We start from the raw sequence: 15,955 nt of genomic DNA, 5'->3' as shown, positions 1-15,955 counted from the left end.
GCGGGCGGTCAGCGCGGGTCGCCCCGCGCGACCAGGATCCCGCTGACCCGCACGGTCCGGTCGGCCCAGACGGGCCCCGCGGCGAGCCGTGTCCACTCGGCGTCCCTGCGTCCGGGCAGGGTGCGTCCCTGGCTGGCCCAGAGCGAGTACAGCGCCTGGTAGATCGGCGGGTCCGGGTGGACCTGCACGGGCACCGGGGCGGGCAGCGGCGCCGACACGGGCGTGGGCGGCGACGCCGGCACGGGCGTGGGCGCGGGGAGTGCCGCGGGCATCGGGACGACGGTCGTGGGCGTGGGCGCGGGGAGTGCCGCGGGCATCGGGACGACGGCGGTGGGCGTGGGCGCGGGGGCGGGCGCGGGCGCGACGGCCGACGGCGCGGGGACCGACGGCGCGGGGACCGGCAGGGGTGCGGCGGCCGGGTGCGGGGCCGGCCCGGGTGTCTCTTCGGGAGCCGTGGCCTGCGCGGGGAGCGGTGCCGGCGGGGCGCCGCCGGGGGTGGCGGGCGCCTCCGGAACCCATTGAGGAACCGATTCTTCACCGCGCGGTTCGGTCTGCCGGTGCCGACCGACTCCGCTGGGTGTGGAGTACAGCGTGGTCATGCCCGGACCAACGCGCCCCGGGCCCGCCGGGTCACCGCCGGACGGATTCGGGCGACAGTTCGCCCCTTACCCGCCGCCCCTCCGGGGACGCCTCCCGCCCCGAGTCCCGCGCACGCCTCTGGTCCTCGTCGCGGCACCTGACGTACCGTCAGATCCTCTTCGAGGACCAGGAGGTCAGCCGTGGACGACGACCGGCCCGTCGCGCTCGACGAATACCCCGTGCACCAGGCCCCGCTGTCGATGAAGCACCACGTCAGCGGCGACCGGAACGTCTACGACCGCTGCATCTTCCACGTCTTCGACCACGCCGGCCGCGCCCTGCTCGTCGCGGGGCTCGGCGTCTACCCCAACACCGGGGTCGTCGACGCCTACGCGACCCTGCGCACCGGCGACCGGATGCACGCCGTCCGCGCCTCCGACGCGCTCGGCGACGACCGGATGCGCCTGGAGGTCGGCCCGCTCCGGATCACCGTCGACGAACCCCTCCGGCGGTTCACCCTGAGCTGCTCCGCCGACCCGGCCGACCCCGACGGGCTCTCCTTCGAGCTGACCTGGACCGCCGACTTCCCGGCCCTCTGGGAACCGCACCACCTCCAGCGCACCGGCGGCCGGCTCACCCTCGAAGGCCGCCGCTTCGTCCAGGCCGGACGCTGCGCGGGCACGATCCGGGCCGGCGGCGAGCGGTTCGAGGTCACGGCGGGGGAGTGGACCGGCACCCGCGACCGCAGCTGGGGCGTGCGCCCCATTCCCGGCGAGGAGCCCGGCCGCGCCGCCGAGGCGCGCCCCGAGGGCTTCCACTGGCTCTGGATCCCCATGCGCTTCGAGGACCGCTTCCTCATGGTCGTCGCGCAGGAGGACGCCGACGGCTACCGCACCCTCAACCAGGCCCAGCTCGTCCGCGACGGACTGCGGGACGTCCAGCTCGGCTGGCCCCGCACCGAGATCGCGTACCGGCCCGGCACCCGGCACCCCGAGAGCGCCGTGGTCCACCTCACCGACCCCGGCGGCAAGCCCCTGGAGATCGGCGTCGAGATCCTCGCGTCCTCCCCGCTCGCCGTCGGCGCCGGCTACCCGCCCGCCGGCGACTGGCAGCACGGCACCTGGCGGGGCCGGGACTGGACGGACCGGCGGGTCTACGACCTCTCCGACCCGGCCGCCCACCCCCTCGCCGCCTACGGCGTCACCGACCACTCGGCCCGCTTCACCCTCGACGGCCGCACCGGCCACGGCATCTTCGAGCACGGCACCTTCGGCCGCCACGACCCCAGCGGCTTCACGGACTTCACCTCCACCGCCCGCTGAGCCCGCTCGTTCCGCGTCCCGTCGCCGAGGAGGACCCATGGCCACCGCACCCCGCCCCCGCACCACGACCCGCGATCCCGAGGAGCTGGCCGCCCGGCTGACGGCCTGGCTCGACGGCAGGCTGCCCGGAGCGACCGTCTCCGGCCTCGCCGTGCCCGGCTCGAACGGCATGTCCAGCGAGACCCTGCTGTTCGATCTGGAGCACCCGGACGCCCCCGTGCGCGGCTGCGCGCTGCGGCTGGCGGCCGACCCGGCCGCGTACACGGTGTTCCCGGTGTACGACATGGCCCGGCAGCACCGTGTGATGGCGCTGGTCGCCGAGCACAGCGACGTGCCCGTCCCGCGCGTGCTGTGGCTGGAGGAGGACCCGGAACCGCTCGGCGCCCCCTTCTTCGTGATGGCCCGCGCGGAGGGCCGGGTGCCGCCGGACGTCATGCCGTACACGTACGAGGGGAACTGGTTGCACGCGGCCACGGACGCCCAGCGTGCCGCCCTGGAGGCGGAGTCGGTCGCCGTGCTGGCCCGGCTGCACGACCAGGTGCCGGTGAAGGAGGCGGAGTTCCTGCTCCCGGACGGCGCGGGGAGCCCGCTGCGCCGTCACGTCGACGCCCAACGCGCCTATTACGCCTGGGTGGTGGAGGGGCTCGCGCCCTCACCGCTCATCGAGGCCGCCTTCGCGCGCCTGGAGGAGCTGTGGCCGGACGACGAGGGGCCGGCGGTCCTCTGCTGGGGCGACGCCCGGATCGGGAACATCGTCTACGACGGCTTCGCCCCGGCCGCCGTCCTCGACTGGGAGATGGCGGCCTGCGCGCCCCGTGAGGTCGATCTCGGCTGGACCGTCTACCTGCACCGCTTCTTCCAGGACCTGACGGTGGGTTTCGGCCAGCCCGGTCTGCCCGGCTTCCTGCGCCGCGAGGCGGTCGAGCGGCGGTACGCCGAACTCACCGGGCACGTCCCGCGGGCGATGGAGTTCCACACGCTGTACGCGGCGCTGCGGCACGCGATCGTGATGCTGAGGATCGCGTACCGCCAGGCGTACTTCGGCGAGGTCGAGGTCCCCGGGGACCCCGACCGGCTCATCCTGCACCACGCCACCCTTGCGGCGATGGTGCGCGGAAGCTACTGGGCCGACGTGGACTGAGGCTCAGGCCGCGCGGCGCAGCTGCGCCGCGCGGATCGGCTGCGAGCCGGGGCCGCCGATGTGCGAGAACGGCTGCGTCCGCCAGTCGAGGCCCTGGGGCAGCGTCAGGAGCAGGGCGGTGTCCTGCTCCTGCACGCCGGCGCCGTCGTCGGCGGAGTGCGCCTCGGCGGCGGACCGGCCGGTGCCGGCACAGACCGTGAGGGTGAAGGGGTTCCACGGCGACGGGCACAGCGCGTGCTCGGGCAGCGCGTCCTCGTCGGCCAGGAGGGCGATCGGCTGATCGCACTCCGGGCAGATCACACGGAACATCTCGAACGTGTCGTACGCGTCGAACTCGTCGGACGGTTCGACGGAATCAACGGGCTCCAGCATGGAGTACTCCCCCTCGGACAGGTCGGCCGATACTGTGCGGCCGAACCACAGCAAGCCCTTCCCATGCGGAACTCCGCATAACCGTGAGCCGCCTTCCGATGCCCGGCCCAAACCTGTGGCGTTCGTCACATGCCCGGCGCAGGTGCCCCGCGACCGCCCAAAGCGGTGCATACGGCCCGCTCACGGCTGGGCCCGGGACCCTTCGGCGCAATAGGGTCGGCGCATGGAGGAGCTGGATCGTCAGATCGTGGAGTTGCTCGTCAAGGACGGACGTATGAGCTACACCGACCTGGGCAAGGCCACCGGCCTGTCCACGTCGGCGGTGCATCAGCGCGTCCGCCGCCTGGAGCAGCGCGGTGTCATCCGCGGCTATGCCGCCGTCGTCGACCCCGAGGCGGTGGGCCTGCCGCTGACCGCCTTCATCTCGGTCAAACCCTTCGACCCCAGCGCCCCCGACGACACCCCCGACCGGCTCGCCGACATCCCCGAGATCGAGGCGTGCCACAGCGTCGCGGGCGACGAGAACTACATCCTCAAGGTCCGGGTCGCCACCCCGCTGGAGCTGGAGCACCTCCTCAGCCGCATCCGCTCGCAGGCGCACGTCTCCAGCCGCACCACCGTCGTCCTGTCCACCCCGTACGAGGCCAGGCCGCCGCGGATCTGAGCCGTCCCTTCCGGATCGGGCCGGGCTCGACCGGCGGGTCGTGGTGAGTCCGTGGCCCACCGGCGGTGGGCCGTCGGACAGGCCCTAGCCTGGTCGTATGAGCGAAAGCCTGAATTCCGGCGAACACCGCACCGTGCTCCTGCGCGGCGGAGAAGTCCACAGCCCCGCCGACCCCTTCGCCACCGCCATGGTGGTGGAGCGTGGTCACATCGCCTGGGTGGGGGAGGAAGGCGCCGCCGACGCCTTCGCCTCCGGCGTGGACGAGGTGATCGACCTGGAGGGCGCGCTCGTCACCCCGGCCTTCGTGGACGCCCACGTCCACACCACGGCCACCGGCTTCGCGCTCACCGGCCTCGACCTGTCCGCCGCCGCCTCGCTCGCCGAGGCGGCGGAGCTGATCCGCGCCCACGCCGCCGACCGCCCCGAGGACCGCATCCTCATCGGGCACGGCTGGGACGCCTCCCGCTGGCCCGAGCGGCGCCCGCTCACGCGCGAGGAGCTGGACGGCCTCACCGGCGGCCGCCCGCTCTACCTCACCCGGATCGACGTCCACTCCGCCGTCGTGACCACCGCGCTGCTCGACCTCGTCCCCGGCGTACGGGAGCTGGACGGCTTCCACGACGGGCGCGCGCCCCTCACCGGGGACGCCCACCACGCCGTGCGCGACGCCGCCTTCGCCGCCGTCTCCCCGCGCCAGCGCGCCGAGGCCCAGCGCGCCGCCCGCGCCCACGCCGCCTCGCTCGGCATCGGCACCCTCCACGAGTGCGGCGGGCCGCGGATCTCCTCCGAGGACGACTTCACCGGTCTGCTGGACCTCGCGCGCGACGAGCCCGGCCCCCGCGTGGTCGGCTACTGGGCCGACCTCGACATCGAGCGGGCCCGCGCGCTGGGCGCCCTCGGCGCGGCCGGCGACCTCTTCGCCGACGGCTCCCTGGGCTCGCACACCGCCTGCCTCCACGAGCCGTACGCGGACTCCGCCGGCCACACCGGCTCCGCCCACCTGGACGCCGGGGCGATCGCCGCCCACGTCGTGGCCTGCACCGAGGCGGGCCTCCAGGCCGGCTTCCACGCCATCGGCGACGCCGCCGTGACCGCCGTCGTGGAGGGTGTGCGGGCCGCCGCGGAGAAGCTCGGCCTGGCCCGGATCCGGGCCGCCCGGCACCGCGTCGAGCACGCCGAGATGCTCACCCCCGAGACGGTCGCCGCCTTCGCGGAGCTCGGTCTCACCGCCTCCGTCCAGCCCGCCTTCGACGCCCTGTGGGGCGGCGACGAGGGCATGTACGCCGAGCGCCTCGGCGTGGAGCGGGCCCGTGCCCTCAACCCGTACGCGGCCCTGCTGCGCGCCGGTGTGCCGCTCGCCTTCGGTTCGGACAGTCCGGTCACCCCGCTCGACCCGTGGGGGACCGTGCGGGCCGCCGCCTTCCACCGCACCCCCGAGCACCGGATCTCGGTCCGGGCCGCCTTCACGGCGCACACGCGCGGCGGCTGGCGCGCGGTCGGCCGGGACGACGCCGGCACCCTCGTGCCGGGCGCCCCCGCCGACTACGCGATCTGGCGGACCGGCGACCTGGTGGTCCAGGCGCCCGACGACCGGGTGGCCCGCTGGTCCACCGACCCCCGCTCCGGAACGCCCGGTCTGCCCGATCTGTCCCCGGGGGCCGAGCTCCCCGTCTGCCTGCGGACCGTGGTGTACGGACAGACGGTTTTCGTACGGCCGAACGAGTGATGTCCGGTTGACGACCCCCCGGATGTACGCACCACGGGTTCCTCCCCCACCTGCGGATCTTCCGGCCCGGCCTGCGGTTTCTCGGGAACCCCGCAGGTCAAACGGGTGTTGACAGCCGACCGTGAGGGCCCGGTAGGTTCTTCCGCGTCCACCACAGGACGTCCGACCGGACCACACCTCCTCGCCGGCGCCGACCGCCGCCCGCGCCTCGGCCGCGAGGGAAGGTTTCGCCGGCGGAAGGTGCGACCCGGGTGGGGCCCGGACGTTCAGTAGACAACGGCCTTCGGCCGATCCGCAGCCAGCGGGTCCCGGGTCGGACCGAAGGACGTCTGGCCCCGCACCGCACCCCTCCCGTGTCCGCGTCGCATCTCTCACACCCCGCAGGACCAGACCACGCCGGAGACCTCGCTAAGGTGGGGGCCTGTGTCTGTATCCGAAGGGGCAGTAGTGAACGACGGTGGCGTGAGGCGTTACGGCCCGCTCGGCAAGGCTTTGGTGATCATTCCGACCTACAACGAGGCGGACAACATCAGGCCGATCGTCGCGCGCGTACGGGAGGCCGTGCCGGAGGCGCACATCCTCGTCGCCGACGACAACAGCCCCGACGGCACGGGCAAGTTCGCCGACGAGATCGCGGCCGAGGACGACCACGTCCACGTCCTGCACCGCAAGGGCAAGGAAGGGCTCGGCGCCGCCTACCTGGCCGGCTTCCGCTGGGGCATCGACCACGGCTTCGACGTCCTCGTCGAGATGGACGCCGACGGCTCCCACCAGCCCGAGGAGCTGCCCCGGCTGCTCACCGCGCTCAAGGGCGCCGACCTGGTCCTGGGCTCCCGCTGGGTGCCGGGCGGCCGGATCGTGAACTGGCCGAAGTCCCGCGAGTTCATCTCCCGCGGCGGCAGCCTCTACTCCCGCGTGATGCTCGACGTCCCGATCCGTGACGTCACCGGCGGCTACCGCGCCTTCCGCAAGGAGACGCTGGAGGGCCTGGGCCTGGAGGACGTGGCCTCGGCCGGATACTGCTTCCAGGTCGACCTCGCCCGCCGCGCCGTCGCCGCCGGCTTCCACGTCGTGGAGGTCCCCATCACCTTCGTCGAGCGCGAGGTCGGCGACTCCAAGATGAGCCGCGACATCCTCGTCGAGGCCCTCTGGCGCGTCACCGGCTGGGGCCTCACCGCCCGTGCCGAGAAGGTCACCAAGCTCCTCGGCCGCAAGCGCGGCTGACCCCCCGGCCCGGACCCGCCCCCGCGCGGTCCGGGCTGATCCTTTCCTTACGACGTTCCTGCGGCGCGCCAGGCACACTGGACCGCATGACGACCGGCGCACCGCCCCCTCACGCCCCCAAGCGCTCCCGCGCGCGCACCCTCCTCCCGCTCGGCCTCGCGGCCTGGCTGGTCCTGGAGATCTGGCTGCTCACCGTCGTGGCGAACGCGACGGGCGGGCTGACCGTGCTGCTGCTCCTCGTCGGCGGTGCCGTCCTCGGCGCCACCGTCGTCAAGCGGGCCGGCCGCCGGGCCTTCGCCAACCTCTCCTCCACCTTCCAGCAGGCCCAGGCCGCCGCGCAGAGCGGCACGGTCCCGAGCGAGGCCGACCGGAAGGGCGCCGAGGACCGCAACGGCTTCCTGATGCTGGGCGGCCTGCTCCTGATGATCCCCGGCCTGATCTCCGACGCCGTCGGCCTCCTGCTGCTCGTGCCCCCGGTCCGCTCGGCCCTCGGGCGCGCCGCGGAGAAGGCCGTCGAGCGCCGGATGGCCGCCGCGCCCCCCGGAAGCCTCCAGGACGCCTTCCAGCAGGCCCGTATCCACCGCCCGGACGGGAAGGTGGTCCAGGGCGAGGTGATCCGCGACGGCGCGCCCCGCGGCCCCTACGGCCCCGCCGAGGACCGGCGTCCGCCCCTGACCCCCTGAGCCGTCGTGGCGTGCGGGGCTCCGGCCCCGTACGCCCCCGGGTGCGCCCCTCGGCCGGAACGGGCGACGAGCCGGGTGCGCCCCTCGGCCGGAACGGGTGACGAGGTGCGTCGTCGAAGGGGCCGGGGAACGCGCGACGCCGAGGGGCCCGGTACACGGATCGTGTACCGGGCCCCTCGGCGTTGCTCTGCCGTGCCGTCCGTCAGGCGGACTTGCGGCTGTCGCGCGGATGCACCGCGATGTTCATGGCGCCGGAACGCAGGACGGCCAGCCTCTCGGCGAGGACCTCCTCCAGCTCCTCGCGGGTACGCCGCTCCATGAGCATGTCCCAGTGCGTACGCGCAGGCTTGCCCTTCTTCTCCTCGGGTCCGTCGCCGTCCACCAGGAGAGCCTGGATTCCGCAGACCTTGCATTCCCACTCCGGCGGAATTTCCGCCTCCACCGAGAAGGGCATCTCAAAACGATGGCCCTTCTCGCATGCGTACTCCACGGCCTGGCGCGGAGCCAGATCGATGCCGCGGTCGGTCTCGTAGCTGGTCACCACGAGGCGCGTGCCGCGAAGAGCTCGCTCACTCATGAATCGTGCCTCCCGGGCTTGTCGCCCACAGGACAGGTGTCGCTGTCGTCGTCATCCGGTCAACGTCCGGTCGGCGAGAAAGATTCCCGTTCCGGGTAATGCGTCGCCCGTCGTGCCGCCCCTTGTTGTACCCACCAGTGCCCGTTTTGTCACATCTGGCGGCAGATGTGACACGGCGCCTTCACCAAAGCAGCACGCAGTAACGGTCCGCCTGGCAGGCCAAACGCGTACACTACCGGCCTTTCACTTCCGCGTCTAAATTCGCTCGGGTACGACATTGCCCGCCTCCCGTGCCGCCTCGCGAACCGGCACGCGCGCGAGCAGGACGAAACCGGCCACGAAGAAGATCACCAGAGAGATGATGGCAGCTCGATAGCTTCCGGTCAGCTGGTTCACGAGCCCGAACACCAGTGGGCCCAGCCAGCTCAGGCCCCGGTCGCTCAGCTCGTACGCCGAGAAGTACTCCGCCTCCTTGCCCTCCGGCACCGTGTGGGAGAAGAGCGAGCGCGACAGCGCCTGGGTTCCGCCCATCACCAGGCCGATGGCGGCCGCCAGGCAGTAGAAGAAGACCGGAGCCCCGGCGGGCAGGAGGTAGCCCGCCATCAGGATGAGGGTCCACACCACGAGGGCCCCCAGGATCGTCCGCTTGGCCCCGTGCGTCCGGGCGATTCGGCCCATCGCGAGCGCGCCGGCCACCGCCAGCACCTGCACCAGCAGGACCGCCGTGATGAGCGTCGTCTGCTCCAGGCCCAGCTCGTTCTTGCCGAAGACGGCCGCCTGCGAGATCACCGTCTGGACGCCGTCGTTGTAGACCAGGTAGGCGAGGAGGAAGGCGAGCGTCTTCGGGTGGTTGCGCATGTCCACGAGCGTCGCCCGCAGCTGGCGCCAGCCGGCTCCCACCGCCCCCGACGGGGCCCCCGTCGCCGCCGGCGGCGGCATGTGCCGGTCGCGCAGTCTCCGCAGCGGGATCAGGGCGAAGGCGCCCCACCAGAGCCCCGCGGACGCCAGGCAGATCCGGACCGCCTCGCCCTCCTCCAGGCCGAAGGACGCGTGGTTCGTGTACAGGACCAGGTCGAGCACCAGGACCAGCGCGCCCGAGGTGTAGCCGAAGGCCCAGCCGCGCGAGGAGACGGCGTCCCGCTCCTCCGGCCCGGAGATCTGCGGCAGGTAGGAGTTGTAGAGCATCATCGACACGGCCAGCGCCGCGTTCGCCACGATCAGCAGGAAGGCGCCCAGCAGGTAGCGGTCGTCCTTCAGGAAGAACATGCCGGTCGTCGCGCCCGCGCCGATGTAGGCCGCCGCCGCGAGCAGCGGCTTCTTCCGCCCCTGCCGGTCGGCCGCCGCGCTCACCAGCGGCATCGCGATGATCGCCACCACGAGGGACGCCGACACCGCGTAGGCGAAGAGCGAGTCGACGTGCACCGGGATGCCGAGGGGGCGGACGTACTTCCCGCCGTCGGCCGCCGCACTCGCCAGCGAGTTCAGGTACGGCCCCAGGAACACGGTCACGACGCTGGTCGAGTAGACCGAGCAGGCGAAGTCGTAGAAGTACCAGCCGCGCTGCTCCCGTCTGCGCTCGGCCGGATCGGTGATGGGTCCCTCAGGACCGGTCGTCTCGGCGGTCACGGCCGCACGCCCCCTCGCTCGTCCCCGTCCCCGGGACGCCCGCTCGGCCTCAGGTCCATGCCCCACGGGCGGTGAGGACCTCGCGGAGCGTCTCCAGATGATCGGTCATGATGCCATCGACCCCCAGGTCGAGGAGAGAGTCCATGCGCTCCGGATCGTTCACGGTCCACACGTGGACCTGGAGCCCGCGCGCGTGCGCCTCCCGGACGAAGCGGCGGTCCACCACGCGGATGCCGCCCTGCGTCTCCGGCACCTGCGCGGCGACCGCCCCGGCCCGCAGCGGGGCCGGGATGCCGAACGACCGCATCCGCAGGGCCGCGACGCCGGTCACGCCGTACGAGGTGGCCAGCCGCGGGCCCGCGAGGCGCTGGGCCCGGGCCACTCGGGCCTCGGTGAAGGAACCGACCAGGACCCGGTCCCAGGCGTCGGTGCGGGCGATGAGGTCCACCAGCGGGGCGAGCGCCGACTCGGTCTTGAGGTCCACGTTCCAGCGGGCCTCGGGGAACTCCTGGAGCAGGTCCTCGAAGAGCGGCAGCGGCTCCTTGCCGGCCACCCGCGCCTCCCGGACTGCCGCCCACGGCAGGTCGCGGATCTGGCCCGAGACGTCCGTCACCCGGTCCAGGGTGGCGTCGTGGAAGGCGACGAGCACGCCGTCGGCGGTGGTGTGCACATCGGTCTCGAAATAGCGGTAGCCCGCCGCGGCGGCGCGGCGGAAGGCGGCCGCGGTGTTCTCCAGGCCGTCCGCCGTGCCGCCGCGGTGGGCGAAGGGCAGCGGGAGCGGGTGGTCGAGGTAGGGGTGGCGTACGCGAGTCACCGCCGCAGTATGGCCCCTTCCGGTGACTCCGCGGCGACCGCGGTGCCGACGGCGTCCGGCTCGGGGACGGCGAAGAGGCGCAGGAAGAACTGGGCGAGCGGGCCGATCGACAGCGCGTAGAGGACCGTGCCGACGCCCACCGAGCCGCCGAGCAGGAAGCCGGTGGTGACGACCGCGATCTCGATCAGGGTGCGGGTCAGCCGGATCGACCGGCCGGTCAGCCGGTGCAGCCCGGTCATCAGGCCGTCGCGCGGACCCGGGCCGAAGCGGGCCGCGATGTACAGGCCGGTCGCCACGCCGTTCAGCACGATGCCCAGCGCCAGCAGGGCGATCCGGACCGGCAGGCCGTGGACGTCCGGGAGCAGCGCCAGCGTGCCGTCCATCGCCAGGCCGATCATGAACACGTTCGACACCGTGCCCAGGCCCGGCCGCTGCCGGATCGGGATCCACAGCAGCAGCACGACGGCGCCGACGATGATCGACACCACCCCGATCGTCAGCCCCGTCCGCTCGGCCAGGCCCTGGTGGAGCACGCCCCACGGTTCCAGGCCGAGCCCCGCCCGGACCAGCAGCGCCGAGCTGATCCCGTACAGGGTCAGACCGGCGTAGAGCTGGACGAGCCGGCGGGTCAGATGCCGGCCGCGCGAGCCGGAGGCGATGGACATGGACGTGCCCCCCTGGGGTGGTGATGGCAGTGGATCGCGGCCCGGTGTGGTGACGGTGGACCGACTCATGACACTCTGTGGCGGGAGAACGGATGCCAACCATGGCCAATTCGAGGAAGGTGGACTGATTTCCATGGCTCAGTGGACTTCGGCCGTCGGGGCCGCCCAGCTCGCGCGGCAGCTCCAGGCCCAGCAGCCCCGTCCCGCGGGCCCCGGCACCCGGAAGCCGCCCGCCTACCGCGCCCTCGCCGACGGCATCCGCCTGCTCGTCCTGGAGGGCCGGGTGCCGGTCGCCGCCCGGCTGCCCGCCGAGCGCGAACTCGCCCTCGCCCTCACCGTCAGCCGCACCACCGTGGCCGCCGCCTACGAGGCGCTGCGCACCGAGGGCTTCCTGGAGTCCCGGCGCGGCGCCGGCAGCTGGACCGCCGTCCCGGCCGGCAATCCGCTGCCCGCGCGCGGTCTGGAGCCGCTCCCGCCGGAGACCCTCGGCTCCCTCATCGACCTCGGCTGCGCCGCGCTGCCCGCCCCCGAGCCCTGGCTGACCCGGAGCGTCCAGGGGGCCCTGGAGGAGCTGCCGCCGTACGCGCACACCCACGGCGACTACCCGGCCGGGCTCCCCGCGCTGCGTGCCATGCTGGCCGAGCGCTACACCGCCCGCGGCATCCCGACCATGCCCGAGCAGATCATGGTCACCACCGGCGCGATGGGCGCCATCGACGCCATCTGCCATCTCTTCGCCGGGCGCGGCGAGCGGATCGCCGTCGAGTCCCCCTCGTACGCCAACATCCTCCAGCTCATGCGGGAGGCGGGCGCCCGGCTGGTCCCCGTCGCCATGTCGGAGGGGCTCGGCAGCTGGGACCTCGGCCGCTGGCGCCAGGTGCTGCGCGACGCCGCGCCCCGCCTCGCGTACGTGGTCGCCGACTTCCACAACCCGACCGGCGCCCTCGCCGACGAGGACCAGCGGCGGCGGCTCGTGGAGGCGGCCCGCGCGGCCGGCACGGTCCTCGTCGTCGACGAGACCATGGCCGAGCTCCACCTCGACGACGACGTGGACATGCCCCGCCCGGTCTGCGCCTTCGACCCGGCCGGCTCCACCGTCCTCACCGTCGGTTCGGCCAGCAAGGCGTTCTGGGCCGGGATGCGCATCGGCTGGGTCCGCGCCGCGCCCGACGTCATCCGCTCCCTGGTCGCCGCCCGTGCCTACGCCGACCTGGGCACCCCCGTCCTGGAGCAGCTCGGCGTCAACTGGCTGATGCGCACCGGCGGGTGGGAGGAGGCGGTCGGTCTGCGCCGGGCACAGGCCCGGGAGAACCGCGACGCGCTCGTGTCCGCGGTCCGCAGGGAGCTGCCGGAGTGGGAGTTCGAGGTGCCCAAGGGCGGACTGACGCTCTGGGTGCGCACCGGCGGGCTCTCCGGCTCCCGGCTGGCCGAGGCGGGCGAGCGGGTCGGCGTCCGGGTGCCGTCGGGCCCCCGCTTCGGCGTCGACGGCGCCTTCGAGGGGTACATCCGGCTCCCCTTCACCGTCGGTGGCCCGGTCGCCGACGAGGCGGCGAGCCGGCTCGCCGCGGCGGCCCGGCTGGTGGAGTCGGGCCTGGGCGGGGGAGTGGAGCCGCCCCGGACGTTCGTGGCCTGACCGCAGGCCGCCCCGGACGCTCTTGCCCTTTGAACTCCCCCGCACGCGCGGGGGACGTCAGGGGTCTCCCGCGCGCGGGAGACACGGCGAAGGCCGGTACCGACCCGTGAGGCTCGGTACCGGCCTTCGCCGTTCGGACGTCCGGGCGCCGTCAGCCCTCCGCCGGGACCGGTGCGTGGCGGGGGACGGGGCCGGGGGTCGGCTCGGCCGCCGCCTCCGGGACCTTCTCCAGGGCCACCGTCGCCGCCGCCCGCCGCTCCGGCAGCAGGTCGAGGACGGCCTGCCGGTCGGTGTCGCCGACGGCGTCGTCGTACGGGTCGGGGGTCGCCGGCACCTGGAGCCGGAGCACCTCTCCGGTGCCGAGGCGGACGTAGCCGCGGCCCGGCGGGACCTGCGGGGTCGGGGTGGTGTGCGGCGCGGCGCCCAGCACCGCGGCGATCTGCTCGGGGGAGGCCGGACCGAGCACCACGCGGGCGCGGGTGTGCGCGCGCACCCCCTCGTGCAGCCCGTCGGCCGTGTCGAACTGCTCCGCCACCACCACCGTCACCTGCGCCGCCCGGCCGTGCCGCAGCGGCACCTGGAGCAGCTCCTGGGGGTCGGGGCGGCCCTCCGATGCGGCCAGGTGGCCGAGGACGCCGGGGCGGTCGAGGAGGATCCACAGCGGGCGGCGGGTGTCCGCCGGGGCCGGCTGTCCGGCCTGCCGCGCGCGGTTGGCGGAGATCAGCCGCCGCTCGGTCTCGTGGGAGGCCCGTTCCAGGCTCTCCAGGGCGCCGGACAGCTCGCTCTCCACGCCGAGGACGCCGTCGCGGCCGACCAGGCAGGCGTACTCGCCCGCGCCCGCGCCGTCCACGATCAGCACGTCGCCGTGTTCGAGGGCCTGGAGGGCGAGGGAGCGCAGCAGGGTGGTGGTGCCGCTGCCGGGCTGGCCGACGGCGAGCAGATGCGGCTCGGTGGAACGGGGGCCGGTGCGCCAGACGACGGCGGGCGCGTCCTCGGAGCCGTCCGCCGAGACGACCGGGACGGTCCGCTGCACGGCGTCGGCGTCGGTGAAGCCGAGCACGGTCTCGCCCGGGGCGGTGACGAACCGCTGGGCGGCGATGGTGGTCGGGAGGGCGGGCAGCACGTGCATGGCGAGCCGGTTGCCCTCCTCGTCCCAGTCGAACTGATACTCGCGGCCGCGGCCGGACTTGGCGTGGAGCAGCTGCTCGATGCGGGCGCGGGAGGCGGCCTCGCCGTCCGGGAAGTACGGCGGGTAGGAGATCCGCAGCCGGGTCGGGCGGCCGTTCTCGTCGAAGGTGGGGTCGGCGAAGGCCCGGCTCCAGTCGCCGCCGTGGGCGAAGAGCGGTTCGGGGTCCTCGGGGACGGAGAAGTACGGCACCAGGGCCTCGTACAGGCCCTTCAGCCGGGCGATCTCCGTCTCGTCGGGGCCGGTCTTCACGACCGGTTTCTCACGCCCCTTCCACGCGGCGGCGCCCATGAGCGCGACGAGCGCGAGCAGCGGCCCGTACGGCACGAGGGCGACGACCAGGACGCAGGCCGCGACCAGGAACAGCGTGGGACCGCGCCGCTCCTTGGGGGTCGCGGCCCACTTGGCGCGCGCGGTCGCGGCCAGCTTCCGCAGACCACGGGAGACCGTGATCAGCGGGTGGAGCACGTCGGTGGCGCTGTCGGCGGCCGACCGCGCGATCTCTCGGCTGCGCGCGAGCTGCACGCTGCCGTTGCTCAGAATGCGGGGGAGTGGTCGCCGGGCCACGTCGTACTCCTGGAGTGGTGGAAGGGGGTGAGAGGCGTCAGAACTTGATTCCGCCCAGCAGGCCGGCCAGGCTCTGGCCGCCCGCGGTGATGCTCGGAGCGATGGCGGTGCCCGCCAGGTAGAAGCCGAAGAGCGCGCAGACGAGCGCGTGCGAGGCCTTGAGGCCGTCCTTCTTGAAGAACAGGAAGCAGATGATGCCGAGCAGGACGACGCCTGAGATGGACAGGATCATGGGGTGTTCTCCTGGTTGAGGGGACAGTCACGATGAGTCCTTCCAGGTTCACGGCAAGTATCTATGTGACTAAAGGTGCATTCAGGTGAATGGCGGGCGTTTTCACTTGACCGGCGGACGGTGATCGCCGTCCCGGGTGGCGAAACCGCCGAAGTGGGGTAAGGGGGCACCGAGGGGTGCTGGTCACGGCCGGTGGACGGAGTGATCCTTGCCTCGGCCGGACGCGGCCATGTCACCGCGCGGGCAGTACCCTGTCGATTCACTCGTACGGCCGCGCTTGCCGTGCGCGGGTCAAGGGCAGGCGGTTCCGGGCGACACGCGCGCGGGACGCAGGCGGAGCACGGAAGGCGGTTGTGAAGATGAGCGAGACCCCGGACCCCGAGGTCGTCGAGCTGGCGTCGAAGGTCTTCGACCTCGCGCGCACCGGCGACGCCGGAGCCCTCGCCTCCTACGTCGACGCGGGCGTCCCCGTGAACCTCACCAACGACCGGGGCGACTCCCTCCTCATGCTCGCCGCCTACCACGGCCACGCCGCGGCGGTCACCGCCCTCCTGGAGCGCGGCGCCGACGCCGACCGCGCCAACGACCGCGGCCAGACCCCGCTCGCCGGCGCCGTCTTCAAGGGCGAGGGCGCGGTCGTCCGTGCCCTCCTGGCCGGCGGCGCGAATCCGGAGTCCGGCACTCCGTCCGCCGTGGACACCGCCCGCATGTTCGGCAAGGCCGAACTCCTGGAGCTCTTCGCCACCCGGTGAACGAGGGCTGAACCCCAGGTGGGAGCGGTGTCGTAAATGTGGTCGCGGCGGTGGAAACGGTCGGTCATCATGACGACAAGCCCGGCCGTCCGACCGGGCCACGGACGAGAGGCAGAGGAAGATGAGCAGCGCGCACAAGCGACGTCGTACGACGGACGGCCCGACATGTTGTCCCGCGGCCTACTAGGGCGG

General features: G+C 73.7%; 16 protein-coding genes. 8 read left to right on the top strand and 8 right to left on the bottom strand.

The window, feature by feature from the left end; translation table 11 throughout:
- Positions 1-8: 8 nt before the first annotated feature.
- Positions 9-599, bottom strand: coding sequence for a hypothetical protein (locus ACFVU3_RS17500; RefSeq protein WP_390067025.1), 591 nt, complete (start codon positions 597-599; stop codon positions 9-11).
- 240 nt (positions 600-839) lie between these two features.
- Here ACFVU3_RS17500 and ACFVU3_RS17495 point away from each other — a divergent pair, with 240 nt between their 5' ends.
- Positions 840-1,901 carry a hypothetical protein gene (locus ACFVU3_RS17495; protein ID WP_390067273.1) on the top strand — a complete coding sequence of 354 codons (1,062 nt, stop codon included), beginning with the start codon at positions 840-842 and terminating at the stop codon, positions 1,899-1,901.
- A 37-nt stretch (positions 1,902-1,938) separates the two neighbouring features.
- A complete protein-coding gene (locus tag ACFVU3_RS17490; RefSeq protein WP_390067023.1) occupies positions 1,939-3,042 on the top strand; it encodes a phosphotransferase family protein in 1,104 nt (367 codons plus the stop codon).
- Positions 3,043-3,045: 3 nt separating this feature from the next.
- Here ACFVU3_RS17490 and ACFVU3_RS17485 read toward each other — a convergent pair whose 3' ends face one another.
- A complete protein-coding gene (locus ACFVU3_RS17485) occupies positions 3,046-3,414 on the bottom strand; it encodes a hypothetical protein (RefSeq protein WP_390067021.1) in 369 nt (122 codons plus the stop codon).
- 223 nt (positions 3,415-3,637) lie between these two features.
- On the opposite strand from ACFVU3_RS17485, the gene ACFVU3_RS17480 reads away from it, so the two are divergent.
- The 4 genes from ACFVU3_RS17480 to fxsA all read left to right on the top strand — a co-directional run bounded on the left by ACFVU3_RS17480 (position 3,638) and on the right by fxsA (position 7,711).
- The gene (locus ACFVU3_RS17480) at positions 3,638-4,078 is read left to right on the top strand and encodes an Lrp/AsnC family transcriptional regulator (RefSeq protein WP_030493658.1); all 441 of its coding nucleotides are present in this window, start codon (positions 3,638-3,640) and stop codon (positions 4,076-4,078) included.
- A 97-nt stretch (positions 4,079-4,175) separates the two neighbouring features.
- On the top strand, positions 4,176-5,804 hold the full coding sequence (locus tag ACFVU3_RS17475) for an amidohydrolase (protein WP_390067020.1): 1,629 nt from the start codon (positions 4,176-4,178) through the stop codon (positions 5,802-5,804).
- Between the two features lie 447 nt (positions 5,805-6,251).
- Positions 6,252-7,028, top strand: a complete 777-nt coding sequence (locus tag ACFVU3_RS17470; RefSeq protein ID WP_390067018.1) for a polyprenol monophosphomannose synthase — start codon at positions 6,252-6,254, stop codon at positions 7,026-7,028.
- A gap of 86 nt (positions 7,029-7,114) precedes the next feature.
- Positions 7,115-7,711 (top strand): FxsA family membrane protein, encoded by a 597-nt coding sequence (gene fxsA / locus ACFVU3_RS17465; protein ID WP_390067016.1) that lies wholly within the window; start codon positions 7,115-7,117, stop codon positions 7,709-7,711.
- A gap of 202 nt (positions 7,712-7,913) precedes the next feature.
- On the opposite strand, the gene ACFVU3_RS17460 is transcribed toward fxsA, so the two are convergent.
- The 4 genes from ACFVU3_RS17460 to ACFVU3_RS17445 form a co-directional block, all read right to left on the bottom strand.
- The gene (locus ACFVU3_RS17460; protein WP_015032218.1) at positions 7,914-8,288 is read right to left on the bottom strand and encodes an RNA polymerase-binding protein RbpA; all 375 of its coding nucleotides are present in this window, start codon (positions 8,286-8,288) and stop codon (positions 7,914-7,916) included.
- A 255-nt stretch (positions 8,289-8,543) separates the two neighbouring features.
- On the bottom strand, positions 8,544-9,914 hold the full coding sequence (locus ACFVU3_RS17455; protein WP_390067014.1) for an MFS transporter: 1,371 nt from the start codon (positions 9,912-9,914) through the stop codon (positions 8,544-8,546).
- A gap of 49 nt (positions 9,915-9,963) precedes the next feature.
- Positions 9,964-10,728, bottom strand: a complete 765-nt coding sequence (locus tag ACFVU3_RS17450; protein WP_390067012.1) for a glycerophosphodiester phosphodiesterase — start codon at positions 10,726-10,728, stop codon at positions 9,964-9,966.
- On the bottom strand, positions 10,725-11,393 hold the full coding sequence (locus tag ACFVU3_RS17445; RefSeq protein ID WP_390067010.1) for a YitT family protein: 669 nt from the start codon (positions 11,391-11,393) through the stop codon (positions 10,725-10,727). The genes ACFVU3_RS17450 and ACFVU3_RS17445 overlap by 4 nt, the downstream gene beginning before the upstream one ends.
- A 133-nt stretch (positions 11,394-11,526) precedes the next feature.
- Between ACFVU3_RS17445 and ACFVU3_RS17440 the strand changes: the two genes are divergently transcribed.
- Positions 11,527-13,026, top strand: coding sequence for a PLP-dependent aminotransferase family protein (locus tag ACFVU3_RS17440; RefSeq protein WP_390067008.1), 1,500 nt, complete (start codon positions 11,527-11,529; stop codon positions 13,024-13,026).
- A gap of 151 nt (positions 13,027-13,177) precedes the next feature.
- Here ACFVU3_RS17440 and ACFVU3_RS17435 read toward each other — a convergent pair whose 3' ends face one another.
- Positions 13,178-14,779, bottom strand: coding sequence for a hypothetical protein (locus ACFVU3_RS17435; RefSeq protein ID WP_390067006.1), 1,602 nt, complete (start codon positions 14,777-14,779; stop codon positions 13,178-13,180).
- 37 nt (positions 14,780-14,816) lie between these two features.
- Positions 14,817-15,011 carry a hypothetical protein gene (locus tag ACFVU3_RS17430; protein ID WP_030493667.1) on the bottom strand — a complete coding sequence of 65 codons (195 nt, stop codon included), beginning with the start codon at positions 15,009-15,011 and terminating at the stop codon, positions 14,817-14,819.
- 359 nt (positions 15,012-15,370) lie between these two features.
- On the opposite strand from ACFVU3_RS17430, the gene ACFVU3_RS17425 reads away from it, so the two are divergent.
- On the top strand, positions 15,371-15,763 hold the full coding sequence (locus ACFVU3_RS17425) for an ankyrin repeat domain-containing protein (protein WP_390067003.1): 393 nt from the start codon (positions 15,371-15,373) through the stop codon (positions 15,761-15,763).
- Positions 15,764-15,955: the final 192 nt, after the last annotated feature.

Source organism: Streptomyces sp. NPDC058052 (assembly GCF_042885515.1).
Taxonomy (GTDB): Bacteria; Actinomycetota; Actinomycetes; order Streptomycetales; family Streptomycetaceae; genus Streptomyces.
This window is presented reverse-complemented; position numbering and strand designations above follow the sequence as displayed.